Below are 24799 nucleotides of genomic sequence, written 5' to 3'. Positions count from 1 at the left end.
GATGATACGCTCCCATAGTGGACTTTCACCACCCAGATATGTGCCATGCCGGGCATACAGAAAAAGCAGACAGGATTTCTCCTGTCTGCCTGAATGCTCACAATCTTACTTGTTGAGGTCCTTGATGTTGTAGAACGCCTTGATGCCGGGGTAGCGGGCGATGTTGGCGTTGCCTCTCTGATCCAGTTCGTCTTCAATGCGCATCAGACGGTTGTACTTCGCGATACGGTCTGTACGGGACAGAGAACCTGTCTTGATCTGGCCGCAGTTCAGTCCAACAGCGATGTCTGCGATTGTGGAGTCTTCTGTTTCACCGGAACGGTGGGAAACAACACATGCGTAGTTGTGCTGTGTGGCAAGCTGAATGGCATCGAATGTTTCTGTCAGTGTGCCGATCTGGTTGACCTTGATCAGGATCGCGTTGGCGATGCCCTTTTCAATGCCTTCTGCCAGGATCTTCGGGTTGGTTACGAACAGGTCATCGCCAACCAGCTGCACGCGGTCACCGATGGCGTCTGTCAGCTTTTTCCAGCCATCCCAGTCACGTTCGCCCAGACCATCTTCGATGGAGATGATGGGATACTTGCTGATCCAGTTTTCGTACATCGCGATCATTTCTTCGGATGTCTTGTTGCCTTCGCCGGACTTCTTCAGTTCGTACATGCCGGTTTCGTGGTTGTGGAACTCGGAAGCCGCAACGTCCATGGCAATCATCATGTCCTTGCCGGGTTCGTAGCCGGCTTTCTTCATGGCTTCAACCAGCAGTTCCAGAGGCTCTTCGTTACCGCCGGTGCAGGAAGGAGCAAATCCGCCTTCATCACCAACGTTTGTGTTGTAGCCCTTGGCTTTCAGGACTGCCTTCAGAGCGTGGAATGTTTCAGCAGCCATCCGGACAGCTTCCACTTCGTTCTTTGCACCAACGGGCATGATCATGAATTCCTGGAAATCAACTGTGGAGTCAGCGTGGGAACCACCGTTGATGACGTTGCACATGGGAACGGGCAGTGTGTTGCCGTTGAATCCGCCAAAATAGTTGTACAGCGGCATTCCATAGTAGTCAGCTGCGCACAGAGCACATGCCATGGAAACACCCAGTGTGGCGTTGGCACCCAGGTTGGATTTGAAATCTGTGCCGTCCAGCTTCAGCATGGTCTGGTCGATCAGGTTCTGATCCGTAACATCCAGTCCAATCACCGCCGGGGCAATAATTGTGTTTACATTGTTGACAGCCTTGGTTGTGCCTTTTCCGCCGTAACGGTTCTTGTCGCCGTCACGCAGTTCCAGGGCTTCACGCTCGCCTGTGGATGCTCCACTGGGCACCATGGCACGGCCATAGGCACCGTCATCAGTTGTAACTTCCACTTCTACAGTCGGGTTACCACGGGAGTCCAGGACTTCACGTGCGTAAACATCTGTAATAATAGGCATTGATTCGTTCCTCCTTGATAGCTTATCGCTCCCTTATATATTACTCTGCCCCCCTGCGGTTTTCAATCGCCGCCGGAAGATGAAAGGGGTTGCACAGCAGTGGCTTCTGCCAGGATTCCGGCTGCTTCTTCAGTGCTTTCGGTCGTAAAGCGAATGGCCCTGCAGGGGATATCCGCCAGCTCCCGGATCCGGTCCTGGGGCTCTTCATCAAAGATCTGCATATGACAGGCCGGATCGCCATACAGCCGCTGAGATGCGCCGTCCATGCCCTTGAGAACATACTTGTGCTGCCGGCACAGACTGCATCCCTGACGCCGGCCATCCTTTTCCAGCGTGTTGACCGGACAGTGGTCCATGAGCATCAGCCGCCGTTTCTGATACACCACAGCTGCTGCCGAAGCCGGCTGCCCATACCGCTTTTCATAGGCTTCCAGTGTCTGCCGGATCTGGTCAGCGGAGAGTTCCTCCGACAGAACAACCCCCTCGTAGCCCATCTCCTGGGCAGCGGCAATTGCCCAGGAATTGGAAATGTTCATGCCGTCCAGGATCCTGCCTTCCCCCAGATGGGATACCACTTCCCCCTTGTCTTCATACAGTGGTGCTTTGTGCACTGTACCGGGAATGGGGAACTGGCTCATCCATATGCCGGGACCGTCCAGGCGCTGCTCAGGACGCTGGATTTCCACCAGCAGCCCATCCATGGGTTTGGCGGCAGCCGGCTTCCAGGCATAGTCTGTTTCCCTGGCTGTGCGGGTGGCAGTGATTTTCTCTTCCAGCCGGGTCACAGCCTGGCGGCGGAGGGCATTGACGGCGCTGACCGGCAGGAAAATGCCTTCTTCCACCTGCAGACTTACTGCCTGAATATCCGCCCAGGAATTTCCGGATTTCTCAATCTGTTTCTTCAGCCGGGCAGCATCCAGTCCCCTGCCGGTGGCAGGCTGCACCGGTTCACTCTGACAGGTGACGCTGGTTCCATCCGGCGCAGTCAGCGTCAGAATCAGCGGTTTCCCCGCCCCTTCATTGAACACACTGGCTGTCACTGTGAGCTGCCGGCTGTTCTCCTGCACTTTCCGTTCCACAAATCTGGTTCTGGCGGCATCCATGGTCAGCCGGACATCCGCGCCGGCCGGCACATATTCACTCACCGGAATTTCCACTTCCTGTCCCGGTGCCGCTTCGTGAACCAGTTTCCCCCGGCTGTCATAAATGAAGTTCGCATGGCCGCCCGCACTGCCTTTCTCCCAGACAAACCGCAGGCCGTCTTCCTGGTGCAGCGGCATGGTCAGGCGGATCCGGATGCGGGACCGGGAACCGCCGGTGACCTGACCGATGGAGATTCCCTGATGGTTGCCGGCTTCCATCGCCATGAACTCTCTGCCCTGGGCACTCATCATGCAGCCTCTGGTGAATCCCCGGCTGAATGCCGCTGCCAGTGCCAGCCGGTCTTTTCTGGTACGGTGTCTGCCCAGACGGGCATTTTCCACCGCTTCATACACATACAGCGGGCTTTTCATCCGGCCTTCGATTTTGAAACTGTCCACTCCTGCATCTGTCAGTTTGTCCAGGTCATCCAGCACAGACAGGTCTCTGGGACTGAGCAGGTATTCTCCGGGTGCATCCAGCGCCTTTCCGTCTTTTTCCAGGGTGTAGCGCATGCGGCAGGCCTGCGCGCACTGTCCCCGGTTCCCCGAACGGCCATGACGGACAGCGGAAAACTGACACTGTCCGGAATAGGAAATGCAAAGTGCTCCGTGAACGAACACTTCGGTTTCCATATCCTGTACAGCTGCGCAGCTTTCAATTTCTTTCAGAGAACATTCCCGGGCCAGCACCACCCGCGTAACGCCAAGTTTCTTCAGCTGTTCCATCTGCCCGGGGCGGTTGACCGAGAGCTGGGTGCTGGCATGAACTTCCATCTCCGGCAGCCGGTGCTTCAGCATGTGCATGAGGCCCAGATCCTGAACGATCAGGGCATCTGCACCGGCTTCGTACAGGTCCTTTGCCTGTGCAAAGGCCTCCTCGGTTTCGTCTTCAAAGAGAATGGTGTTCATGGTGACATACACCTTCATCCCGTGCAGATGCGCGCGGGCGATGACTTCCCGCATCTCGTTCAGGTCAAAATTGGCGGCATAGGCTCTGGCACCGAATCTGGGCATGGCCAGGTACACCGCATCCGCTCCGGCAGCCAGTGCGGCTTCGAAGCTGTCCCTGCTTCCGGCAGGAGCAAGTATTTCAGGCATGAAGATCCCTCCTTGCATGGATTGAGTTAGAGATGGTAAACTTGAAATATGAAACATATTGGAGAATCCCTGGAGGATTATCTGGAATGCATTCTGGTCCTGTCCAGACAGCTTCCTGTGGTCCGCAGCGTGGATGTGGCAAGCTCTCTGGGCTATTCCAAACCCAGTGTATCTCATGCAGTCAAACTGATGCAGGAGCAGGGCTTCATTGAACTGGACAATGCCAAGACACTGCATCTGACCGAAAAAGGCAAGGCCATAGCCTGCGAAACCTGGCGCCGGCATGAATTTTTCTCAAACATGCTTGTCCAGATTGGTGTGCCTGCGCACATCGCACAGGAAGATGCCTGCCGAATGGAACACGTTGTCTCTCAGGAAACATTCGATGCGATCCGCAGATATTTCGAAAACGACAAAGAAGCCGGTGCATGACCGGCTTTTTTCTGTCTCTGTCAGTCCAGACCCGGAGATCTTTCAGCGTTTCAGCTCCCGAATCGTCTCCCAGGGCATCTCCGGGTCGCCGAAATGTCCGTAGTTGGTGGTTCTTGCGTAAATCGGACGCCGGAGGTCCAGTTCTTCGAGAATGTTCCCCACTTCAAAGCTGAAGTTTTTCCGGATGATATCCAGAATCTCTTCGTCGCTGACCTTGCCTGTTCCAAAGGTCTCCACAAAAATGCTCACCGGTTCCGGCTCGCCGATGGCATAGGAAACCTGCACTTCACACTGATCAGCCAGTCCCGCCGCAACAATGTTCTTGGCAACCCATCTGGCGTAATAGGCGGCAGAGCGGTCAACCTTCGTGGGATCCTTGCTGGAGAAACAGCCGCCACCGATGCGGCCACGGCCTCCGTAGGTATCGCAGACAATTTTCCGTCCGGTGGTACCGGAATCGCCGAAGCTGCCGCCCACCACGAAGCTTCCCGAGGGGTTGATGAAGTACTTTGTGTTTTCGTCCAGCATCTCAGCCGGAATCACCGGATCAATGACCTGTTCCCTGACCAGCCTGCGGATTTCTTCCTGGCTGACATCCGCCCGGTGCTGGGTGCTCACCACGATCGCATCGATCCGGGCGGGCTTGCCGTCCTTGTATTCCACGGAAACCTGTGTCTTGCCGTCTGGCCGCAGCCGGTCATCCTGACGCCGGATTTTCGCCAGCTGTCTGGACAGCGCATGAGCAAAGTAAATCGGTGCCGGCATATACTCGTCGGTTTCGTTGCAGGCATAGCCGAACATGATGCCCTGATCTCCGGCGCAGACCACATCCCGGTCCACCGCATTGTGGATCTCCGGGGACTGTTCATTGACCACCACTTTGACGTGATAGGGTTCTGTATAGCCGATTTTCCGGATCGTATCCAGCGCAATTTTCTCATAGTCCAGGCTCGCCCTGGTGTTTGCTTCTCCGTAGATCAGCACAAAATCGTCCTTGATCGTGGCTTCCACTGCCATATTGGAATCAGGATCCTGGGCCAGGGCAGCATCCAGAATGGAATCTGCGATCAGATCGCAGACTTTGTCCGGATGGCCTTCCGTAACACTTTCACTGGTAAAGATATAGTCTGACATGGTTCCCTCCTGTTGCCTGAAAAAAGACGGCTGAAAGCCGTCTGATGTCACCGTCTTCCGCATCGCAGCCGGCAGGACCACCTTAACCTTCTGGTCAGGCTGGTGCAGGATCAGTGAGCCGGCTCTCTCCCCTGTCTCTTGATCACGTTGCCCTTATTAAAACAGGAACCGGCGCCAAGAGCAAGCTGAAACCACCGGCATCCTCCAGACCGGCCAGCCGGCTTTCACCTTCGGCTGTGATTTGCATTCGCGTACGGCTGGCTGAAAAAACATCAGCAGAAAAAACAGTGGATTATGTACATTTCCGTTCAGTTGTGTATCATTAAGTGTATGACAGCCTGATTGCCTGCACATGTCTCTGGGGCAGTCAGGCGGCAGCACATGTGAAAAGGAGCAATCATGAATTCATTTTCTGCCAAACGGAAATACCCTGAAGTGGACATGACGGAAATCGGTATCCGCCTGCGCAATCTCCGCAAGCACAAAGAGCTGACACAGCATCAGGCAGCCAGGCTGGCCGGGACCACGGCCAAACACATATCGGAAGCAGAACGCGGGGTCTGCGGCGTCAGCCTCCAGGTTCTGGCATCCCTGTGCAGACTTTATGATGTGTCCTCTGATTATATTCTGTTCGGGCGGATTGATCAGCCGCAGGACGGCTGGATCTTTCAGTCCTATCAGAATCTGACCCCTGAGAAAAAACGCCTGTTCCGGGAGCAGACAGAATCACTCCTGGACGGACTGCGCAGACTCTGAACCGCGGATCCGACAGCCGCTCCACACGGAAAACCCCGGAAGAAACTCACTCTTCCGGGGTTTTTGTATCCTGTGATTTCTGAACAGAACCGGAATCCGGAGCTTCCGGATCGTGTGTCCGTCTGATCAGTCCCCGAATCAGGAAAAACCGGAGCAGGCCCAGCACAAAGACGAAGAGCCCGATCCAGGGCAGCCAGGGATGATCCACAGCCAGACCTGTGATGCCAACCACAATGCCCAGGCCAGCCAGCTGCGCCTGTCTGTACAGCGCTTTCTGTTCCTGTTTCATCAGATGCTGTCCGCCGCCCGGTTCCCGTCAGCAGACGACGGAACCCGCCGGCAGCTTGTCATCGGGGCTGACCAGCACCACCTGATCGCCGTGTTCGGCACAGAGGATCATGCCTTCGCTGATCTCCCCCGCCATCTTCCGGGGAGCCAGATTTGTCACCACGATGACCTGGCGTCCCACCATATCCTCCGGCGAATAATACTGGGCAATACCCGACAGGATCTGCCTGGTCTCCGTGCCCAGATCCACCTGGTTCTTCAGGAGCTTTTTGGACTTTTTGACTTTTTCACTGGCCGTTACAATGCCGGTCCGCAGCTCGATTTTGGCGAAATCATCAAACACGATCTCCGGTTTTCCCGGTACAGCCTCAGCCGGTTCGTTTTCGGCAGGCTTGCCTGCCTGTTCTTTCCCTGCAGCTTCTTCCTGCTGTGCCTTCTGCTTCGCTGTCAGTTCCTCCATGAACTTTTTCTCGTCGATCCGGGCAAAAAGCGCAGGGGCCTTGCGGATGACCTGACCGCCGGTCTCCAGGTTCCCGAAGGAATTCAGACTGTCCAGACTGCGCTGGCTGGTGCCCAGCATATCCAGAATTTTGTCGGAGGTCTCCGGCATGAAACTTTGCAGCAGCACACCGCTCACCCGGATGGACTCCAGCAGGTTGTAAAGCACAGTGGCCAGCCGGTCCCGGTTTGCCTCATCCCGGGCCAGAACCCAGGGCTCGGTTTCATCGATGTATTTGTTCGTCCGCCGCAGCAGCGTGAAAATCTCATCCAGAGCATCCGTCACCCGGAGCTCCTCCATCTTGTTTTCCACTTTTTCCCTGGCAGCCAGAGCCGTGGAAATCAGACCTTCGTCCACTGGATCATAGACCCGGGGGTTGGAAATCACGCCATCAAAATACTTGTTGCTCATGGCAATGGTCCGGCTCACCAGATTGCCCAGAACATTGGCCAGATCGGAGTTGATCCGCTCGATCACCAGTTCCCAGGTGATGTTGCCATCCTGGGCAAAGGGCATCTCGTGCAGACAGAAATACCGCACCGCATCCACACCGAATGCCTCCACCAGATCCTCGGCATAGATCACATTGCCGATGGACTTGGACATCTTGCCGTTGTCCACCAGCAGCCAGGGATGACCAAACACCTTTTTCGGCAGCGGTTCTCCCAGCGCCATCAGGAAAATCGGCCAGTAAATGGTGTGAAAGCGGAGAATGTCCTTGCCGATGATGTGCGTGGCCGGCCAGTATTTTTTGTACATGCCGGAGCTTTCTCCCAATGCTTCGTACCCCAGACTGGTGATGTAGTTGCTCAGGGCATCCACCCAGACATAGATGACATGCTTCGGATCGAAATCCACCGGAATGCCCCACTTGAAGCTGGTCCGGGAAACGCACAGGTCCTGCAGTCCGGGACGCAGAAAGTTGTTCAGCATCTCATTGCGGCGGCTTTCCGGCTGAATGAAGTCCGGGTGCTCCTCGATGTAGTCGATCAGACGCTGCTCGTACTTTTTCATGTTGAAGAAATACGCTTCTTCCTTCTGCTTGGTCACAGGTCTGCCGCAGTCCGGACACTTGCCATCCACCAGCTGACTCTCGGTCCAGAAACTTTCACAGGGAGTGCAGTACCACCCTTCGTATTCGCCTTTGTAAATATCCCCCTGTTCATAGAACCGGCGGAAAATATCCTGCACACGGCGGACGTGATCTTCGTCCGTGGTCCGGATGAACTTGTCGTATGTGGTGTTCATCAGATCCCAGTTGGCCCGGATCTGCGCCGCCACCCCGTCCACGAATTCCTGCGGGGTCACACCGGCGGCTTCGGCCTTTTCCTCGATCTTGATGCCGTGTTCATCCGTTCCTGTCTGGAAAAAGACATCATACCCCTGTTCCCGCTTGAAACGGGCAATGGCATCCGAAAGGATGATTTCATAGGTATTGCCGATATGAGGACGGCCCGAGGTGTAGGCGATTGCGGTTGTCAGATAAAACGGTTCTTTCATCAGTCAGTCTTTCCTTTCCTGTATCTTCTGATCCGGTCCTGCCGGATTGTTCTGTTCAGTATGATGCAGCCTGCCGGCTCACCGGTTCAGCGGCGGCTGTCTGCGGGCAGCCCGGGTAAAGAGCCGGACCAGTCCCTCTGCTTTTTCCGGAAGTCCGGTCACGCCCAGCTGCTCCTCCGGTCTGGCAGGGCCATGATAGTCGGATCCCGCCGTAATGAAGAGCTTGCTGCTGCTGGCGGCATCCAGCAGACGCACCTTGAGATCTTCCCCGGCACCGGTCATGAAAACTTCGATGCCGTCAATCCCCATCTTCACGAGCTGTTCCAGCTTCTGAGAAGACAGAGAATCCAGATGCCAGTTGGCAAGCACTGCCAGACCGCCGGCGTCGTGAATGGCGCTGATGATGTGGGAAGCCTGCGGGTAGACAGGCCGGACATGGCAGGGCCCGCCCTTGCCGAAGATATCATGTTCGAACAGCCGCCGGGCTTCCCGTCCGGATACCGCCGTATCCAGATACCGCCGCACAAAGGGCAGCTGCCTTGTTTCCTCATTGTGGAAGACCATCCGGGTGATGTCCTTGCCGGTGATGACCTGGAAACGGCTGGACTCCAGCAGGGAACGGATGTCGATCTGAATGCCGGTGGTTTCCTGGAACAGCCTTGCGCGGACCATGGAAGCATCCTTTTCCCGCTTCAGCGAATCCCGTTCCAGCGCATCAAATACCGGATTGGTCCAGTCGATGTAGTAGCCCAGGATCCGGATGCGGGTACCATCCAGCTCGCAGTCGAATTCCGCACCGGGTATGTACTGGATGCCATAAAGTCCTGCCAGCCTGTTGGCCGGTGCATTGGCTCTGGCGCAGTTGTGGTCTGTGATGGAAATGATCTCCATGTTCCGGGCTTTTGCCTGCTTGAAAATCTCCTCCACATCCAGCTGTGCATCGTCACTGTAGTTGGAACGGATGTGCAGATCAATGGGAGAAATCTCCAGGGTCTCGTTTTTCTGCACCGGGGCTTCCTTCTTCGGCTCCGGACGCACCGGGTTCGGACGGGGTGCCGGTTCCGGCTGGGGCTGCGGGTTCTGACCTGCGCCCTTCAGCAGCTCGGCGTCATCGGGCATGCGCACCGTGACCAGCTTCAGCAGCAGATCCATGAGATTCTGCTGATGGGGTGTGGCCAGACAGATGCACATGTGCAGAAGAAGCCACACAAACATGCCCCAGATTTCGAAGACGATGCCGAACACCATCAGCGGCACGCCGATTCCCAGCGCCTGTCGCAGAATGATCTGGATGGCCGGAGCCGGACGCCGGTCCCGGCGGACCAGTTTCAGACCGGTGAAGGCGTAGCCCAGGGACTGCCCGTGCAGCCGCGCAGTCACCAGCCCCAGTCCAATGACCGATGTCAGAAACAGCAGGCCGTACATCAGATAAAACAGAAGGTCAAAAACATGCGGCGGAAGAATGCCGCAGAGAATCAGCAGAAATTCAATGATCCATATATATACCGGAAGCAGGCAGATGTTCAGATCAATGAGAAATGCATAAAAATGGCTCTCATAGTCTGCCCTGGTCCGTTTGAGGATCCGCGCATACTGCCAGCCGCCGTTTCTGTAAAGCTGTGCTTTTTTCAGAATCAGCGCGTATGTCTTGCGAAGGGTGCTCACGGTCTCACGGTCCTTTCGTTCGTTCATTATATCAGATTCAGCAGTCACAAAAAAAGGAAGCGGTCTGCTCCCTTGTCCGGTCTGTACCGGGTCATTCTTTCGATTTGCCAAGCTTCTGTCCCAGCAGGACGAAGACGGCTGCACTGGCAGTGATCAGACCGGTGAAAAAGCCCACCGGTTCGCTGGCTGCTGTGTGCACCCTGGTGTTGTTCCAGACCAGCGGTCGTCCCAGTTTCAGCTGCTGGGCTTCCCGCACCAGTTTCTGATACGTCTTGCCGGTGACGGATTTCAGCCGCTGATTGATTTCCAGACGGGTCTGGGGACTGAGGCTGTTCCAGCTGGGCATGGCATCCAGGATGCGGCTCTGATTGTAGGAAGTGGCGGCTCCGTAGAGATTCCCCTGTGAACTGGTGAGCCACTGGGAGATGAAAGCCTGTGCGGCATCCGAAACAGGCGCTGTTTTTGTCACAGACGAAGACTGAGTGGCATTCTGGGCGGCAGGCATGATTGGACCACCTGTGCCCGGAGCAGCAGCCGGGGCTGCGTTAGCCTGAGCCATCTCTGTCTGTCTGGCTGCCTCGGCAGCCTGGAGACCTGCTTCCGGATCTGCCTGCGGCAAAGCGGGATCCGGCTGACTGGACTCTGTGTCCTCTGCAGCCGGCTGCTCTGTCTGGGCGGGCTTCTCCTGACCGGTCTGCTCCCGGGATCCGGAGCTTTCTGCATCCCGGTTGTCTTCTGCAGACTGATCCTGAGCCGGTTTCTGCTGTACAGCCGGTTTCCGGCTGTCTTCAGTCTGATCCTCCGCTGCAGAGGTGGACTGGCTGTCTTTCTGACTGTCATCCCCTGCGGTGGGTTCCTTTTCCTGCGGCTTCTCCGGCTGACTGTCCTCTGTCCTGTCAGACGGTTTCGCATTTTCTGCAGGCTTGCTGTCCTCTGCCGGTTTTGTTCCGGAGGCGCTGTCCCCGGCCGGCTTCTCTTCGGCCGGACCCTTTTCCTGGGTGTCTGCATCCTCCTGCTCCGGGAACTTTCCGGCAGCATCCTGATCATCCTGGCCGGCCTCAGGTGTCTGACCAGCTGTTTGCTGTCCGGTCTCCGGCTGGCTGCCGGCAGCAGTTCCCTCTGTCTGTTCCGGTTTCTCCACCGGCAGCGTGGCCGCCGGTTCTTTCCCGGCTCCCTCCGGCTCCAGTTTCTGCTTCAGTTCCCTGGCTCGGTCACACCAGGCTTTCCAGTCGATTTTTTTCTGCGCCAGGGCATCTTCGATGGCTTTCTTCAGCTTCGGATCCGCTGAATCCAGAAAACTCTGACCGGCCAGAACCCTGGTGTAATTCGTTTCCGACACCTGCTCCATCAGTCGCCCGGTTTTTCTTCCGTCACTGCCGGTGATTTGCTCCGTCAGAAACGTCTTGATGAATTCCTCCGGGGTTTTAACCTGGATCTGCTTCGCTTCTTCTCTGACTGTTGCCTGCACAGGCAGCACAGCCTGCGGCACGGCGGCTGAAAGTGCTATGACGGCGCCTGTCATCATACAGATTGCTTTCATGATTTATCCAGTCCCCCCTGACTTGACATGTACCGTTTATTCTACCCGAAAATCCTGAGACACGCCATATCGAACCGCCTCACGGGCAAGCCGGTCGCACTCCTGCAGCTGCCCGTAATCCGGGTCTGCCACAAACGGAACCGTCTTCAGGGCATACCGGATGGCATCCTCGATTTTCAGAAACGGGATCTTCCCCGCCAGAAACAGAGCCACGGCCTCTTCATCCGCACCGTTGAACACGGCACCGGCGCTTCCTCCCTGCCGTCCCGCTTCATAAGCTGTTTTCAGAATGGGAAACCGGTCAAAGTCCATTTCCCGGAACTCCAGCGTCATGGTCCTGGTCATATCCAGCCGGTTTTCCTCCTCCAGCCGGGGCCGGTCCGGTCCCATGAGGGCATACTGAATCGGCAGCCGCATATCCGCACTGCCCAGCTGTGCCATCACCGCGCCATCCTGAAACTCCACCATGCTGTGGACAATGGACTGCGGATGCAGGACCGTCTCGATCCGGTCGAAAGGAATATCAAACAGATAGTGGGCTTCAATCACCTCGAACCCCTTGTTGACCATCGTGGCGGAATCGATCGTGATCCGCCTGCCCATTGCCCAGTTGGGATGCTTCAGTGCTTCCTGCGGCGTGGCATTCTCCAGAGACTGCCTCGTCCGGTCCCGGAAACTGCCGCCGCTGGCGGTGATGATCAGCCTGTTCACATCTTTCTGGCGGGATCCCTGCAGACACTGCCAGATGGCACTGTGCTCCGAATCAATGGGATACAGCTTCTTTCCGGAAGCTGCCAGGGCTTTTTTCACCAGCTGCCCCCCGGCCACCAGGCTCTCCTTGTTGGCCAGCGCCACATCATGCCCGGTCTCCAGAGCCCGGAGCGTGGGGGCCAGACCGGCGAATCCCACCACGGCGTTGACCAGTATGTCGTAGTTCACCGCATCCATCAGCTTCTGCACATGATCCGGGCCGGTAAACAGGGGGACGGTCCACCGGGACTCATTTCCTTCCAGAACGCTGGCAGCCTGGATTCCGTCAAATTCACCGGCAATCTCATGCAGCGCCTCTTCGTTGTGACCGGCGCTGATTCCCGCCAGTTCAAATTCATCCGGATGCCGTTTCAGGACATCCAGTGTCTGCCGGCCAATGGAGCCTGTGGCCCCCAGCAGCAGCACCCGTTTCTTCCTGTTCATGGAGATTCTCTTCCTTCCCGTGACCAAGCCATTGCTGTCTGTCCATGGCAACGATCACCTGCAAGGAGCATATCATCTTTTTCCCTCCCGTGCCGTCAGCTTCCCGCCCGGAAATCCGGATCAGACCAGCCAGGCACAGAAAAAGGGGGAGACTGGCTCCCCCGTATGCCTCATCTGTCCCGGACAGCCTTGCAGCTGCTCCCGGATAATCAGGCGGTTTTCTGATGATCGAACGGAATCGGCGTCAGACCCCAGATCTCTCTGGCATATTCCTGAATCGTCCGGTCGCTGGAGAAATACCCGGATTTGGCAATGTTGATCAGCATGATCCGGGCCCAGGCACGGCGGTCTTCATAGGCTTTGGCCACCAGAGACTGCGCGTACAGATAGGCTTCAAAATCCGCCAGCACATAGAACTCGTCGTTTCTCAGCATCAGATCGTTGTAAATGTGCATGAACGCATTGGAATCCGGATCCCAGGTTCTGTTGCGCAGCGATTCGATGACCATGCGCAGACGCTCGTTGTGATCGTAGATGTTCCAGACATTGTAGTTGTTCTCGCGTTTCAGGGCTTCGATATCCTCCACCCGCAGGCCGAAGATCTCTGCATTGTCATATCCGACCTGATCCACGATCTCCACATTGGCACCATCCAGCGTACCCAGCGTAAGTGCCCCGTTCATCATGTATTTCATGTTGCCCGTACCGGAAGCTTCCTTGCCTGCTGTGGAAATCTGCTCCGATACATCCGCACCGGGAATCAGCACCTCGGCAATGGATACAGAATAATTCGGAATGAACACCACTTTCATGTACGGCGAAATCTCCGGATCGGCGTTGACTTTTTCTGCCACGGAATTGATCAGCTTGATGATTTCCTTGGCCAGAATATAGCTGGCTGCGGCTTTGGCGGAGAAAATGAACGTCCGGGGCCGGATCCGGAAGCCCGGATCCCGCTTCATCGCCAGATACAGATACATCACATGGAAGATGTTCAGCAGCTGCCGCTTGTAGGCATGCAGACGCTTGGACTGGCAGTCGAAAATCGAGTCGGGATCCACGTCGATTCCCAGCGTGCTGCGGATGTAGTCCGCCAGGATCACCTTGCGTTCGTGCTTGACAGCCAGAAAACGGTCCTGAAGCGCCGAATCATCCACGTGAGCCATCAGCGCTTCCAGACCCGCCGGATCATGGTGCCACTGTGTGCCGATTGTCTCATCCAGCAGCCGGCTCAGCTGGGGGTTGGCATACATCAGCCAGCGCCGGTGGGTGATGCCGTTGGTCTTGTTGTTGAAGCGCTCCGGATAAATGGACGCGAAGCTGGCCATGACATCATTGATCAGGATCTGCGTGTGGATCCTGGCTACACCATTGACACTGTGGCTTCCCACGATGGCCAGATGCGCCATGTGCACCTGTCCTCCGCCGAGAATGGATACCTGAGAGAACAGATGCCCTTTTCCCTGATGATCCAGTTCGTATTTGAACCGCCGTTCGATTTCCTCGATGATCAGGTACAGACGCGGGAACAGCCGGCTGACCATATCCTGGGGCCATTTCTCCAGCGCTTCCGCCATCACGGTGTGATTCGTGTAGGCCACGGTGTTCGTGACAATGTACCAGGCCTGGTCCCAGCCGTAATTGTAGTCATCCATGAGAACCCGCATCAGTTCCGGGATCACCAGCACCGGATGCGTGTCATTGAGCTGGATGGCGGTTTTTTCATGCAGATTGTCCAGACTGGGGTAGTTCTGGAGATGCGTCCGGACGATCTGATCCACACCCGCGCAGACAAAGAAATACTCCTGCTTCAGCCGCAGTTCCTTGCCCTCCAGCGTGGAATCATCCGGATACACGTTGGCCGTCAGCTGCGTCACCAGACGCAGATACTCGTTCAGACGCCCCGCGGATACAGAATCCTCATCCACCTCCGCATCCCACAGCCGCAGGGTGTTGGTGGTCTGTGTGTGATACCCGATGATCGGCTCATCATAGGGCACAGCACGAACGACGAATTCCGGATGATAATCAGAATGGAACCGTCCTTCATGATCCATCCAGGCATACATGTTGCCGCCGAATTTCACCTTCACCTCGTGATTGGGCTTCCAGACCTCCCAGACATTGCCATTGCGCAGCCAGCAGTCCGGCACTTCCACCTGCTCCCTGTTCTCGATCTTCTGCCGGAACAGACCATAGCGGTACCGGATGCAGTTGCCGTTGCCTGCCAGATCCAGGGAAGCCAGGGAATCCAGGAAGCAGGCAGCCAGACGGCCCAGACCGCCATTGCCCAGACCTGCATCCGCCTCCAGGGATTCCAGCTCATCAATGTCAATATCCAGATCCGCCAGACCATCCCGGACCACATCATAAATGCCCAGGTTGCGCAGGTTGTTGGTCATCAGTCTTCCCATGAGGAATTCCATGGAAAAGTAATACAGCTGCTTGGTCTGCGAACGGCGCACAGCTTTCTTGGTTTCCTTCCAGTTGTGGGCAGCGTAGTCCCGGATCATGGACCCCAGAGCCTGATACCGTTCCACAGGGTAAGAATCTTCAAAATCCCGCCCGAACCGGCTCGCTACACGCTCTTTGTAGCTCTCTATGAAGCGTTCTTTTGAACTGAAACAGTCTTGCATAATCAATCATCCCTCCAATTATGTTGATTATGAAACAATGTCATGCCATTTTCAATAGGAGAAGCAGGCAGATGAAACACTTTTCCCAGTTATTGTAAGCGCTTAATACTTTCCGTCGAAAGTGTCTCCCGGCTCAGCCGCCGCCTGGTCGTCTCTTTCCCGGCTCTGACTCCATCCCCCTGCCGATGGCGGCCGGCGGCCGCACAGCCCCGGCGGACAGTCCGGGCGGACGCTGGATGCAGAAACCGGGAACGTGATGCCCGGAACCGGATACAGCATACCTGGCTGGGGGACAAACAGACCGCCGGCAGCAAAAGCTGCATCCGGTCCCCAGGGAGACATCGGATGCAGCTGTTTCTCAGACCCGGGTGGCCAGTTGATGCCGGGCTGTGACCATGAACGCTTTATATGGCCATGAGTTCGTTTTTCTTCATCTCCGGCTCCAGCGTTCTGGAAACCGGAAACCGCCAGCGGTATCCCTTCCCCGGCTCCGTGACAATGTAGCTTTGTCCCTCATGCACGCCCAGTGCACGGCGCAGCCTGGCAATGTGAACCGAAAGGGTGTTGTCCTGCATCATCTTGCCTGTCTGCCGTTCCAGAATCGCCAGCAGCATGCGGCGGCTTACATAGGTGTAGCCATTGAGCAGCAGAATCTGAAGCAGGAGCCATTCCAGTGCCGGCAAATGCAGCGCCTGTCCGTCGATCCACACCAGCTCCAGATCCAGATCCGCCTTCAGATTGACGGAATACAGCCTGCCATGCAGTTCATCCACCGGATAATGAACAAACTGTCCGCGTTCCCAGACAGGAATGGACACAGGCTGCGGCAGTCCCTTCTCAGGCACCACATAGCAGTAATACACGTCAATTCCATTGGTAAAACGCTCCACCCGGCCTGCCGGATAAAAACGACGCACATCCTTCAGAACACGATTATCAGCTGGAAGCAGAACATGCGTAAGAGATTCTGTCATGGTTTCACCCTCTTTTCTTATGCCATTTGTTATTTAACAGGCACTTTGATGATAGCAGATTTCAGGCCGGCGTAACGTTCCAAATGACTGGGAAATTAAAAAAATAGCCGGATAATTTAAGACTTACGTCATCTATCCGACCATTTCTTGCGATTATAACGCATTCGTTTTTGAAGTAACGGTTTCGTTCACTCGCCATCTTCCTGGAGACTGGGGAACTTGAACACCTGTTCCCCCTCCTTCGTCACCAGATAGCGGCCCCGGGCAATATATTCCACGTAATCCGGATTGTCCAGGTTTTCCCGGGCTGTTTCCAGATTGCTCTGCCGCTGATCCAGCTGTGCGGACTTCTCCTCGTTGGCCGCAATGCTCTCCCGGATCTCCAGCAGATTCCGGACATCCTGCCATCCTGCCCAGAACAGGAAAGCACTGCCTGCCACACAGCCAATGCATATCAGAAGATCATTTGAACCGCGCCGTCTTTTGCGTCTGCCTTTCATGTCCTGTCCCCTCTCTTCTCCGGCTCCAGCCACAGGGCAAGTACCGCAATGTCCGCAGGATTGACGCCGGAGATCCGGCTGGCCTGTCCCAGGGTTTCCGGGCGGACAGCCGACAGCTTCTGCCTGGCTTCCAGACTCAGATTGCTCATGGCATCAAAATCCATGTCCTCCGGGATTTTTCTGGCGTCCATGGCTGCAAGCCGGTCTGCATCCCGGCGGGCTTTCGCGATATACCCCTCATATTTTACCGCGATTTCCAGGTCCGCTGCTGCCTCCGGATCCACATTTCGCCCCAGCAGCCCCTGAACTGTGACACCAGGCCGCTTCAGCAGCTCCAGTCCATCGCTGCCCTGGCGCAGTGGCTCCAGTCCGGTCCGTTCCAGTACCGGGTGGCTGCAGGCCGGCGGAATATGCAGCTCTTTCAGCTCCTGCCGCAGGGCATCGGTTTCTTCATGGCGGCGGGCAAGCTTCTCCATCCGGGCACTGTCAATCAGCCCCAGGCGAAAGGCTTTGTCCGACAGACGTTCCTGGGCGTTGTCATGGCGCAGCAGCAGTCTGTATTCTGCCCGGCTGGTCAGCAGCCTGTAGGGCTCGCCGGTACCCTTTGTCACCAGATCATCGATCATCACCCCGATGTAAGCTTCATCACGGCGAAGCACCAGAGGTTCCTGATTCCGGACCTTCAGCACCGCATTGATGCCGGCCATCAGCCCCTGCCCCGCAGCTTCTTCATACCCGCTGGTTCCATTGACCTGTCCGGCGGTAAACAGTCCTTTTACCTGACGGGTTTCCAGGGAAGGCCGCAGCTGCAGCGGGTCAATGGCATCGTATTCAATGGCATAGGCGTATTTCTCAATGACCGCATGTTCCAGACCCGGCAGGGAATGGACCATTTCCTCCTGCACATCCTCCGGCATGCTCGTGGAGAACCCCTGGATATACAGTGTATCCAGATCCCGGGACTCCGGCTCCAGAAACAGCTGATGCCGTTCCTTGTCCGCAAACCGGACCAGCTTGTCCTCAATGCTGGGACAGTAGCGGGGCCCTTTTCCCCGGACAAGTCCGGAATACATGGCAGAATCCGCAAGATGTTCCCGGATGATCCGGTGCGTTTCCGGCTGCGTCCAGATCAGGGTGCACGTCTCCTGTTTCTCCGGCGCCAGCACATCTTCCCGGCGGGTGTCCTCGGAAAAATGCAGAAAGTCCGCAGATCCCGGCTGCACCTGTCCCCTGGACAGATCCACCGTATCCGCCTTCACCCGCGGGGGTGTGCCGGTTTTCAGCCGGAAGGTCCGCAGTCCGGCCTGCCGCAGGCTTTCGGAAAGGCCCTGGCTGGCAGGCTGACCATCCGGGCCTGATTCCACAGCCGTGTGTCCCTTCAGCACCACAGACTGCATGTATGTGCCGGCAGTGACCACCACCGTTCTGGCACAGAGCCTTGTGCCGTCTCTGCAGATGGCGCCCCGGACAACACCATCCTCGATATCCAGAGACTCCACCCGGTTTTCCACCACCGTCAGATGCTCCATGGACTTCAGATGCTCTTTCATCCACCGGCTGTAAGCCAGCTTGTCACTCTGCACCCGCAGGCACTGCACACCGGGTCCCTTGCTGGTGTTCAGCATCTTGAACTGCAGGGCGGTTTCATCCGCAGCCCGGGGCATCAGACCGCCCATGGCGTCGATTTCCCGGACGACGATTCCCTTGGCCGGACCTCCGACACTGGGATTGCAGGGCATGGAGCCAGCTCTGTCCAGGCTCATTGTCACCAGACACGTCTGCGCCCCCATGCGGGCTGCCGCAGCTGCGGCTTCAATCCCCGCATGCCCGGCGCCGATAACCAGTACATCAAACATGGCGTCTGCCTCTCAATCCAAACACTGTCTGCGGGATCTGGAAAAACCAGGTCACACCCAGATACGTCCCCATACTCAGAAGCCCGCTGACAGCCAGCTTGACCAGACAGATCAGCTTGCTGCCGGCATCAGCCTGCAGTCCCGCCGCATTCAGCAGGGACGTCATCCCCCACATGCACAGAAGTCCCAGGACAATGAACAGCAGCTGGTGAAACAGAGCCGTAAAGGAAACCCTGTACCGCCGTGCAATCTCCCGGAGATTGGAAAACAGCACATAGAGCGATCCCGCCGCACTGCTGATGACCGCCCCCGGAAATCCCAGCCACATGACCATGGGCACCACCGTGACCACTTTGAACAGCGAGTACACCGCCAGACTCTTCAGCCCCGCACGGCGCAGCCGAAGCGCCATCATCATCGAGGTGACTACCGGCAGCACCGTGCCGGCTGCACCTTCCAGTGCATTCCAGGCAATGGTGGATGCCGCCAGATCCAGATTCTCCGTGTAGTACAGGATATAGTACAGCGGCCGCCCATACAGCGCGATGCAGACACAGACCGGCAGTGCGATATAGAACACGATGGACAGCACTTCCCGGACGCTTCTGCGCACCGCCCGGAGATTGTTTTCCGCCAGCATGCTGGTGATATGGGGAATCAGCGCTGCGGTGAACCCCGGTGCCAGGATCATGGGAATGGCAATCAGCTTGGATCCCACGTAGTTGACAGCCGAAAGCACCACATTGACCTGATCCGGTGTGTAGCCGGAGTGATTCAGGCCATAGGGCAGAAGAATGGAATTGATGGGATCATCGATATAGCCAAGCAGCGCCATGGTGAAATACGGCACCGCCAGAATGATGAAATCCCGGATGAGCTTTTTCGTGCCGATCTGTTCACCAGTCTGTACTGCAGCCTGTTTCTCCAGCCGTTTTCTGGATGTATCCGTATAGCGGGCAATCTGAAACAGCCCGGCCAGGGCCGCCACACTCGTGGCCGACACCGAAGCATACAGCGCCCAGACTCTGTCGGTATGAAAGCCGTATACCAGCAGACAGGACACACCCAGCAGAAAGCCTACCCGGACAAACTGCTCAAAGGTCTGGGAAAACGCGTATTCTTCCATTTCATCCATGCCCTGGCAATACCCCCGGTAGGCAGAGAGCATGGGAACCAGGAACACCGCGACGGACAGAATCAGCAGGACATTGCGCATGACATCCGCCTGGGCATCTCCCGCCACCAGCTGGCCGAAAAGCGGCGAAAGCAGCATCATCAGCAGCATCCCCGCTGCTCCCATCGCCGCCAGAAAACGCAGGGCAATCTTCCGGACTTTGAGCACTGTTCTGGCGTCATCCAGTGTGGCATAGGTGGCAATCATCGTGGCCACTACCATGGGAAAACCGGCAGTGAACACCTGCAGAACATAACTGTAGATCCGGTACGCAGTCCCGTAATAGCTCAGGTAGGCGTCACTGGCCAGTATGGATGCCAGGGGAATGGTATAAACAAGACCCAGAAGCTTGGCGACAAAAAAACCGCCAGTGCTGATCAGCGAGCTTCGGATCAGTGATTTCTTTCTTGTCTTGGATTCCATGGACACTCCTCACTTCGATCAAAAATTATACCATGCAGCAATGGGCCGAAGATACAGACTGCGGTATGATTGGGAAAAGGAGCAGTGAAATGACACACATCGTTTTATTCAAACTCAAAAACCCCACCCCGGAAAACCGGGAAGCGCTGGTAACCATCCTTCGCAAACTCAATACCCGGGATGTCCCCATGGCGCAGTCCTTTGAATGCGGCGCCGATATCCTGCACTCACCCAGGAGCATGGATGCCGCTCTGGTGGTGAAGCTGCCCGCCAGCCAGCTGGAAGCCTACGCCAGCGATCCGTATCACTGTCAGATCAAGGCGGAGATGGCACCGCTGCTTGAGCGGTCCATGACGGTGGATTTTGACTGAGAACCTTCTGGAAACAGCCAGTCAGGCCCGGGAACGGGACCGATACACCATCGAAACAGAACACATCCCCTCCCTGGTGCTCATGGAAAACGCCGCCCGGTCTCTGTGCCGGCTGCTGCAAACCCGGCTGCTGCCTGACAGCCGGGTCCTGATCCTGTGCGGTCCCGGCAACAATGGACAGGACGGACTGGCCATGCTGCGCATCCTCCGGGAACAGGGCGTGGATGCCTGTGCCTTCAGCCAGAGTGATTCCTCACAGCAGCAGCAAATCCTGTCCGCCAGAGGAATCGAACCAGTCACCAATCCGGAACAGGCACTAAGACAGATGAGCGCATTGTCCCGGGACGACTGGATCGTGGATGCCATGTTCGGCAGTGGACTGTCCCGGCCTCTGACAGGCCTGTGGGAGCAGCTGGCACAGGCCGCAGACAGCTCCCGGGCCAGGATTCTGTCGGTGGATGTGCCCTCGGGCATACACGGGACCCTGGGTCCGCTGAGCGCAGCTGTGATCCATGCGGATCTCACCGGAGCTCTGCAGACACAGAAAGTGGGAACCATCCTCCCCGCTTCCCTGCCCTGCACCGGGGAAACCAGGATCCTGGACATTGGTCTGGGCAATCCGGGCACTGACCGGGATACGTTTCTGCTGACAGAAACCGTCGCCCGTCAGGCTCTCCCAGGGCGGTCCGCTCTGTCCTACAAGGGTACCTTCGGCAAAGCCCTGATGATCGGTGGCTGCAAAACGATGCACGGCGCCATGGAAATGAGTGCCAAAGCCTGTTTTCACAGCGGCATCGGCCTGCTGACAGTGGCTGTGCCTCCCGTCCTGCAGCCGCCCCTGCGCTGCGTGCTGCCGGAAGCTATGCTGCTGGACCTGCATTCAGACCCGGATTTCCTCAGCGAAGAAGCCATACCGGAAATTCTGAAAGCCACAGCGGAAATGAGCGTGGTCTCTGCGGGAAACGGTCTGTCCCGAACCCCGTCCAGCCGTGAGCTGGTGCGCTCCCTGATGCTGAATACAGAATGCACCCTGGTCCTGGACGCAGATGCCCTGTCCCTACTGGACCTGACCTGGCTGAAAGCCAGACAGGGCCAGACCATTCTGACTCCGCACCCCGGAGAATTCAGCCGGATGACCGGCATAAGCCCGCAGGAACTGCAGAAAGATCCCGTCACAGCCGCCCGAGCGTTCTCCCGGCAGTATCCCGGCACTGTGCTGGTCCTGAAAGGAGACATCACCTGTGTTTCCTGTGACGGACAGACCTGGGTTCTTGCCCGTCCGGATTCTGCCCTGGCCAAAGGCGGATCCGGGGATGTGCTCTGCGGCATCATCACCGGTCTGGCAGGCAGTCAGAACCCCCTGCAGGCCGCCCTGTGCGGGGTCTGGGCCCATAACCAGGCCGCTGCCATATCTGAAAAAGACCCGGCGGCTTTCAGCCCGCAGGATCTCACCGGCTCATTGTCCACGGTCTGGACAAAGCTCAGAAACAGCCCCGGAAACAGCCCTCTGCCGAATGATGGAAAGCATACTGTCTGATTCCCGGCATACCCCGCAGCCAGCGAAGAATCGGCGCTCCTGCTAAAAAAAACGGACATCCTGAACGGGTGTCCGCATTTTTTGTTTCCTGTCTGTTCCGATTCCTCTTCAGAAATCCAGCCGGAAATAATACAGCTCGGGGATGGCCATCCGGGTATTGAATCCATAAGCCCAGTATTCACCATCTCCGCCATCCGGATCATTGTTCAGCCAGTGCAGAAAATCCTCCGCTTCCCTGCGGCTGCAGCCTGCCGTGGCATGAAACGCCATGCAGTTCTCCAGGGAAGACTCCGGCACAGCCGGCGAAAAGGACATCCCTGGCAGCCGGTTCTTCAGCTCTCCCTGGACTTTTTCCACCACAGACTCCTGCTGCGGAGTCACCACCGCATACAGATGAAGAATCATCCCAGCTGCCCCAGAACGTAGTTTGCCAGCTTCCGCAGATTGTCATCATTGGATAGGGTGATGACTTTTCCAAGCCCCAGATTCAGCGCGGCGATTTTCACCACGCCCTCTTCCACTGCCATGTTCAGCGTTCCGCTGACATTTTCGTAAAACACATCGAAAATATACGATGTCCGGTTTCCTTCCTGTTCCTTTGACCGCAGATCAAAGTGGAAATCCTGTTTATTTTTCAGAATGATCCGCACTGCGCCGGCTCCGGAAGCCGGAATTGTTTTTGCCATAGAAGCAACCTCCTGATCCTGTACACAGTCCTTCTCCCCCGGAAACGCAGTCCGGTCATGCTGACAGCACAACCCAAACCCCCGGGACAATCCAGCTGTGTTCACTTCGTTTATTATACTTTATCAGCCTCGAAAGTTGTCTGAATCTTCAAAGAACTCAAAACCGACTGATCCACCTCGGACAACGCCGACGTGATATGACTCTGAGCCCCCGCCAATGCCGGCAGCTGCTCCAGTGCACGTCTGGCCTCCGGGTTGCTTCTCGCCGTCATGGACAGCGCAATCAGCATTTCATTGGTATGCAGCCGCGGGTTCTGATTTCCGAAGTAGCTGATCTTCAGCCGCTGAATCGGCGCAAAATCCTCCGGATCAATCAGATGCCGCTGCGGATCTATCCCCGCACTGTACTTCAGTGCATTCATGATCATCGCACTCGCCGGCCCCATCAGCTCGGAATTTTTCCCCGTTACAATGGTTCCATCTTCAAACTCCAGTGCCGCCGCAAAATCCCCGGTTTCCTCATTCAGACCCCGGGCCCGTTCAAACACCCGCCGGTCATTCACCGTGACACCCGCCTGCTTCATCACCATTTCCTGCTTCTTCAGCTCCTGCGGATCGCACAGTTTGTCAATCACCCGGTTTCTTGTGAAGAAATACCGGCGGATGATCTCCTGCTTCGCCGCCTGGGACACCGCTTCTTCGTCCTCAATACAGAAACCGGCCATATTCACGCCCATATCCGTCGGAGACGCATAGGGGCTGCTTCCGTAAATCTCGCAGAACATCTGCCTGAGAACTGGATATATCTCCACATCCCGGTTGTAATTCACCGTGATCTCTCCATAAGCCTGCTGATGCCAGGGATCGATCATATTCACGTCATTCAGATCCGCCGTTGCAGACTCATACGCCAGATTCACCGGATGATTCAGGGGCAGATTCCACACAGGGAACGTCTCATATTTCGCGTACCCGGCCTTGATCCCCCGTCTGTTCTCGTGATACAGCTGTGACAGACAGGTTGCCATTTTCCCCGAACCTGGACCCGGTGCTGTGACCACCACCAGCGGTCTGGAAGTTTCGATGTAGTCATTCCGGCCGAATCCATCCTCTGAAAGGATATGATCTGTATCCGTGGGATAACCCGCGATCCGGTAGTGGTAATACAGGGGAATGCCCTTTTTCTCCAGCTCCGCCTTCAGCCCCGACGCAATCTCCTTGTCACTGGTATGCGTCAGCACAACACTCCCCACATACAGACCCGCCTGACGGAACTCGTCAATCAGCCGCAGGACATCTTCCTGGTATGTGATCCCCAGATCCTGACGCACTTTGTTCGCCGCAATATGCTCCGCATTGATCACAGCCACGATCTCCGCCTGATCCTTCAGCTGCAGCAGCATCTGCAGCTTGGAATCCGGTGCAAACCCCGGCAGCACCCGGCTGGCATGATAGTCATCAAAGAGTTTTCCGCCGAACTCCAGATACAGCTTGTCTCCGAACTTGCCAATCCGCTCCCGGATATGTTCCGACTGCATCTTCAGATATTTATCATTGTCGAATCCTGATTTCATGTCGTCCCTCTTTCTGATTGTCTCAGCACATTCCGCAACATAATACCACGAATGAAACCGGCTCCCGGGCAAAATGTGCAGACTGTCCCGCTCTGCCGATGGGGCCCTGCGGCCCTGGCCGGGGCTGGGATCAGATGACTGTGCTGTCTGCATGTACTCTGAAAACAAAAAAAACCGATACCCTTTCGGATACCGACTTTCTCAGTGGCCATGTGTTATTTTTGCCTTCCGGCTATCGTCACCGCAAGAGAGCTTGACTTCTGTGTTCGGGATGAGTACAGGTATTTCCTCTCTGCCATGATGACCACATCTGTATCTGGAATCGTGTCTTTACCAATCTCTGAAAACCATACACGATATCTCTTCCCGTTTCCTGTCTTCCGCAAAGCTGC

At 56.4% G+C, this 24799-nt stretch carries 20 protein-coding genes and 1 rRNA gene; 4 read left to right on the top strand and 17 right to left on the bottom strand.

What is annotated here, in order from left to right:
- Positions 1–105: 105 nt before the first annotated feature.
- Together eno and QZ305_RS09650 are read right to left on the bottom strand one after the other, a co-directional pair.
- On the bottom strand, positions 106–1428 hold the full coding sequence (gene eno / locus QZ305_RS09655; RefSeq protein WP_294731603.1) for a phosphopyruvate hydratase: 1323 nt from the start codon (positions 1426–1428) through the stop codon (positions 106–108).
- 62 nt (positions 1429–1490) lie between these two features.
- Positions 1491–3668 carry a U32 family peptidase gene (locus tag QZ305_RS09650; RefSeq protein WP_294731602.1) on the bottom strand — a complete coding sequence of 726 codons (2178 nt, stop codon included), beginning with the start codon at positions 3666–3668 and terminating at the stop codon, positions 1491–1493.
- A 48-nt stretch (positions 3669–3716) separates the two neighbouring features.
- Between QZ305_RS09650 and QZ305_RS09645 the strand changes: the two genes are divergently transcribed.
- On the top strand, positions 3717–4100 hold the full coding sequence (locus tag QZ305_RS09645; protein ID WP_294731600.1) for a metal-dependent transcriptional regulator: 384 nt from the start codon (positions 3717–3719) through the stop codon (positions 4098–4100).
- A 42-nt stretch (positions 4101–4142) separates the two neighbouring features.
- Here QZ305_RS09645 and metK read toward each other — a convergent pair whose 3' ends face one another.
- Positions 4143–5234, bottom strand: coding sequence for a methionine adenosyltransferase (gene metK, locus QZ305_RS09640; protein ID WP_294731599.1), 1092 nt, complete (start codon positions 5232–5234; stop codon positions 4143–4145).
- 399 nt (positions 5235–5633) lie between these two features.
- On the opposite strand from metK, the gene QZ305_RS09635 reads away from it, so the two are divergent.
- A complete protein-coding gene (locus QZ305_RS09635; protein ID WP_294731598.1) occupies positions 5634–5990 on the top strand; it encodes a helix-turn-helix domain-containing protein in 357 nt (118 codons plus the stop codon).
- A gap of 46 nt (positions 5991–6036) precedes the next feature.
- Here QZ305_RS09635 and QZ305_RS09630 read toward each other — a convergent pair whose 3' ends face one another.
- From QZ305_RS09630 to QZ305_RS09585, 10 genes are all read right to left on the bottom strand, one after another.
- Positions 6037–6279: a hypothetical protein gene (locus QZ305_RS09630; RefSeq protein WP_294731597.1), complete on the bottom strand. Its 243-nt coding sequence runs from the start codon at positions 6277–6279 to the stop codon at positions 6037–6039.
- A gap of 27 nt (positions 6280–6306) precedes the next feature.
- Complete coding sequence (metG, locus tag QZ305_RS09625; protein ID WP_294731596.1) at positions 6307–8277, bottom strand: methionine--tRNA ligase; 1971 nt, start codon at positions 8275–8277, stop codon at positions 6307–6309.
- A 78-nt stretch (positions 8278–8355) separates the two neighbouring features.
- The gene (locus QZ305_RS09620; protein ID WP_294731595.1) at positions 8356–9969 is read right to left on the bottom strand and encodes a PHP domain-containing protein; all 1614 of its coding nucleotides are present in this window, start codon (positions 9967–9969) and stop codon (positions 8356–8358) included.
- A 64-nt stretch (positions 9970–10033) separates the two neighbouring features.
- A complete protein-coding gene (locus QZ305_RS09615; RefSeq protein ID WP_294731594.1) occupies positions 10034–11482 on the bottom strand; it encodes a hypothetical protein in 1449 nt (482 codons plus the stop codon).
- A 36-nt stretch (positions 11483–11518) separates the two neighbouring features.
- The gene (gene dxr, locus QZ305_RS09610; RefSeq protein WP_294731592.1) at positions 11519–12676 is read right to left on the bottom strand and encodes a 1-deoxy-D-xylulose-5-phosphate reductoisomerase; all 1158 of its coding nucleotides are present in this window, start codon (positions 12674–12676) and stop codon (positions 11519–11521) included.
- A 209-nt stretch (positions 12677–12885) separates the two neighbouring features.
- Positions 12886–15312 (bottom strand): glycogen/starch/alpha-glucan phosphorylase, encoded by a 2427-nt coding sequence (locus QZ305_RS09605; protein WP_294731591.1) that lies wholly within the window; start codon positions 15310–15312, stop codon positions 12886–12888.
- Positions 15313–15716: 404 nt separating this feature from the next.
- Complete coding sequence (locus QZ305_RS09600; RefSeq protein WP_294731589.1) at positions 15717–16286, bottom strand: winged helix-turn-helix domain-containing protein; 570 nt, start codon at positions 16284–16286, stop codon at positions 15717–15719.
- Between the two features lie 188 nt (positions 16287–16474).
- Positions 16475–16786 (bottom strand): septum formation initiator family protein, encoded by a 312-nt coding sequence (locus QZ305_RS09595; protein WP_294731586.1) that lies wholly within the window; start codon positions 16784–16786, stop codon positions 16475–16477.
- Positions 16783–18642 (bottom strand): tRNA uridine-5-carboxymethylaminomethyl(34) synthesis enzyme MnmG, encoded by a 1860-nt coding sequence (mnmG, locus tag QZ305_RS09590; protein ID WP_294731585.1) that lies wholly within the window; start codon positions 18640–18642, stop codon positions 16783–16785. Before mnmG ends, QZ305_RS09595 begins: the two co-directional genes overlap by 4 nt.
- Positions 18635–20239, bottom strand: coding sequence for a polysaccharide biosynthesis C-terminal domain-containing protein (locus tag QZ305_RS09585; protein WP_294731583.1), 1605 nt, complete (start codon positions 20237–20239; stop codon positions 18635–18637). The genes mnmG and QZ305_RS09585 overlap by 8 nt, the downstream gene beginning before the upstream one ends.
- A gap of 89 nt (positions 20240–20328) precedes the next feature.
- Here QZ305_RS09585 and QZ305_RS09580 point away from each other — a divergent pair, with 89 nt between their 5' ends.
- The gene (locus QZ305_RS09580; protein WP_294731581.1) at positions 20329–20610 is read left to right on the top strand and encodes a Dabb family protein; all 282 of its coding nucleotides are present in this window, start codon (positions 20329–20331) and stop codon (positions 20608–20610) included.
- Complete coding sequence (locus QZ305_RS09575) at positions 20603–22147, top strand: NAD(P)H-hydrate dehydratase (protein WP_294731579.1); 1545 nt, start codon at positions 20603–20605, stop codon at positions 22145–22147. The genes QZ305_RS09580 and QZ305_RS09575 overlap by 8 nt, the downstream gene beginning before the upstream one ends.
- Before the next feature lie 108 nt (positions 22148–22255).
- On the opposite strand, the gene QZ305_RS09570 is transcribed toward QZ305_RS09575, so the two are convergent.
- The 4 genes from QZ305_RS09570 to rrf form a co-directional block, all read right to left on the bottom strand.
- A complete protein-coding gene (locus tag QZ305_RS09570) occupies positions 22256–22552 on the bottom strand; it encodes a hypothetical protein (RefSeq protein ID WP_294731577.1) in 297 nt (98 codons plus the stop codon).
- The gene (locus QZ305_RS09565; protein ID WP_294731576.1) at positions 22549–22833 is read right to left on the bottom strand and encodes a hypothetical protein; all 285 of its coding nucleotides are present in this window, start codon (positions 22831–22833) and stop codon (positions 22549–22551) included. The genes QZ305_RS09570 and QZ305_RS09565 overlap by 4 nt, the downstream gene beginning before the upstream one ends.
- 113 nt (positions 22834–22946) lie before the next feature.
- Positions 22947–24407, bottom strand: coding sequence for a DUF1846 domain-containing protein (locus tag QZ305_RS09560; protein ID WP_294731574.1), 1461 nt, complete (start codon positions 24405–24407; stop codon positions 22947–22949).
- Between the two features lie 202 nt (positions 24408–24609).
- Positions 24610–24716: ribosomal RNA gene (rrf, locus tag QZ305_RS09555) — 5S ribosomal RNA — on the bottom strand.
- Positions 24717–24799: the final 83 nt, after the last annotated feature.

Source organism: uncultured Faecalibaculum sp. (assembly GCF_910588395.1).
Taxonomy (GTDB): Bacteria; Bacillota_I; Bacilli_A; order Erysipelotrichales; family Erysipelotrichaceae; genus Faecalibaculum.
The sequence above is the reverse complement of the archived record's forward strand: the minus strand, read 5'-3'. Positions and strand labels throughout refer to the sequence as shown.

Bases quoted from the DNA above. Each gene is read 5' to 3' on its own strand.
- eno (WP_294731603.1), bottom strand. From the start codon at position 1,428: ATGCCTATTATTACAGATGTTTACGCACGTGAAGTCCTGGACTCCCGT.
- QZ305_RS09650 (WP_294731602.1), bottom strand. From the start codon at position 3,668: ATGCCTGAAATACTTGCTCCTGCCGGAAGCAGGGACAGCTTCGAAGCC.
- QZ305_RS09645 (WP_294731600.1), top strand. From the start codon at position 3,717: ATGAAACATATTGGAGAATCCCTGGAGGATTATCTGGAATGCATTCTG.
- metK (WP_294731599.1), bottom strand. From the start codon at position 5,234: ATGTCAGACTATATCTTTACCAGTGAAAGTGTTACGGAAGGCCATCCG.
- QZ305_RS09635 (WP_294731598.1), top strand. From the start codon at position 5,634: ATGAATTCATTTTCTGCCAAACGGAAATACCCTGAAGTGGACATGACG.
- QZ305_RS09630 (WP_294731597.1), bottom strand. From the start codon at position 6,279: ATGAAACAGGAACAGAAAGCGCTGTACAGACAGGCGCAGCTGGCTGGC.
- metG (WP_294731596.1), bottom strand. From the start codon at position 8,277: ATGAAAGAACCGTTTTATCTGACAACCGCAATCGCCTACACCTCGGGC.
- QZ305_RS09620 (WP_294731595.1), bottom strand. From the start codon at position 9,969: ATGAACGAACGAAAGGACCGTGAGACCGTGAGCACCCTTCGCAAGACA.
- QZ305_RS09615 (WP_294731594.1), bottom strand. From the start codon at position 11,482: ATGAAAGCAATCTGTATGATGACAGGCGCCGTCATAGCACTTTCAGCC.
- dxr (WP_294731592.1), bottom strand. From the start codon at position 12,676: ATGAACAGGAAGAAACGGGTGCTGCTGCTGGGGGCCACAGGCTCCATT.
- QZ305_RS09605 (WP_294731591.1), bottom strand. From the start codon at position 15,312: ATGCAAGACTGTTTCAGTTCAAAAGAACGCTTCATAGAGAGCTACAAA.
- QZ305_RS09600 (WP_294731589.1), bottom strand. From the start codon at position 16,286: ATGACAGAATCTCTTACGCATGTTCTGCTTCCAGCTGATAATCGTGTT.
- QZ305_RS09595 (WP_294731586.1), bottom strand. From the start codon at position 16,786: ATGAAAGGCAGACGCAAAAGACGGCGCGGTTCAAATGATCTTCTGATA.
- mnmG (WP_294731585.1), bottom strand. From the start codon at position 18,642: ATGTTTGATGTACTGGTTATCGGCGCCGGGCATGCGGGGATTGAAGCC.
- QZ305_RS09585 (WP_294731583.1), bottom strand. From the start codon at position 20,239: ATGGAATCCAAGACAAGAAAGAAATCACTGATCCGAAGCTCGCTGATC.
- QZ305_RS09580 (WP_294731581.1), top strand. From the start codon at position 20,329: ATGACACACATCGTTTTATTCAAACTCAAAAACCCCACCCCGGAAAAC.
- QZ305_RS09570 (WP_294731577.1), bottom strand. From the start codon at position 22,552: ATGATTCTTCATCTGTATGCGGTGGTGACTCCGCAGCAGGAGTCTGTG.
- QZ305_RS09565 (WP_294731576.1), bottom strand. From the start codon at position 22,833: ATGGCAAAAACAATTCCGGCTTCCGGAGCCGGCGCAGTGCGGATCATT.
- QZ305_RS09560 (WP_294731574.1), bottom strand. From the start codon at position 24,407: ATGAAATCAGGATTCGACAATGATAAATATCTGAAGATGCAGTCGGAA.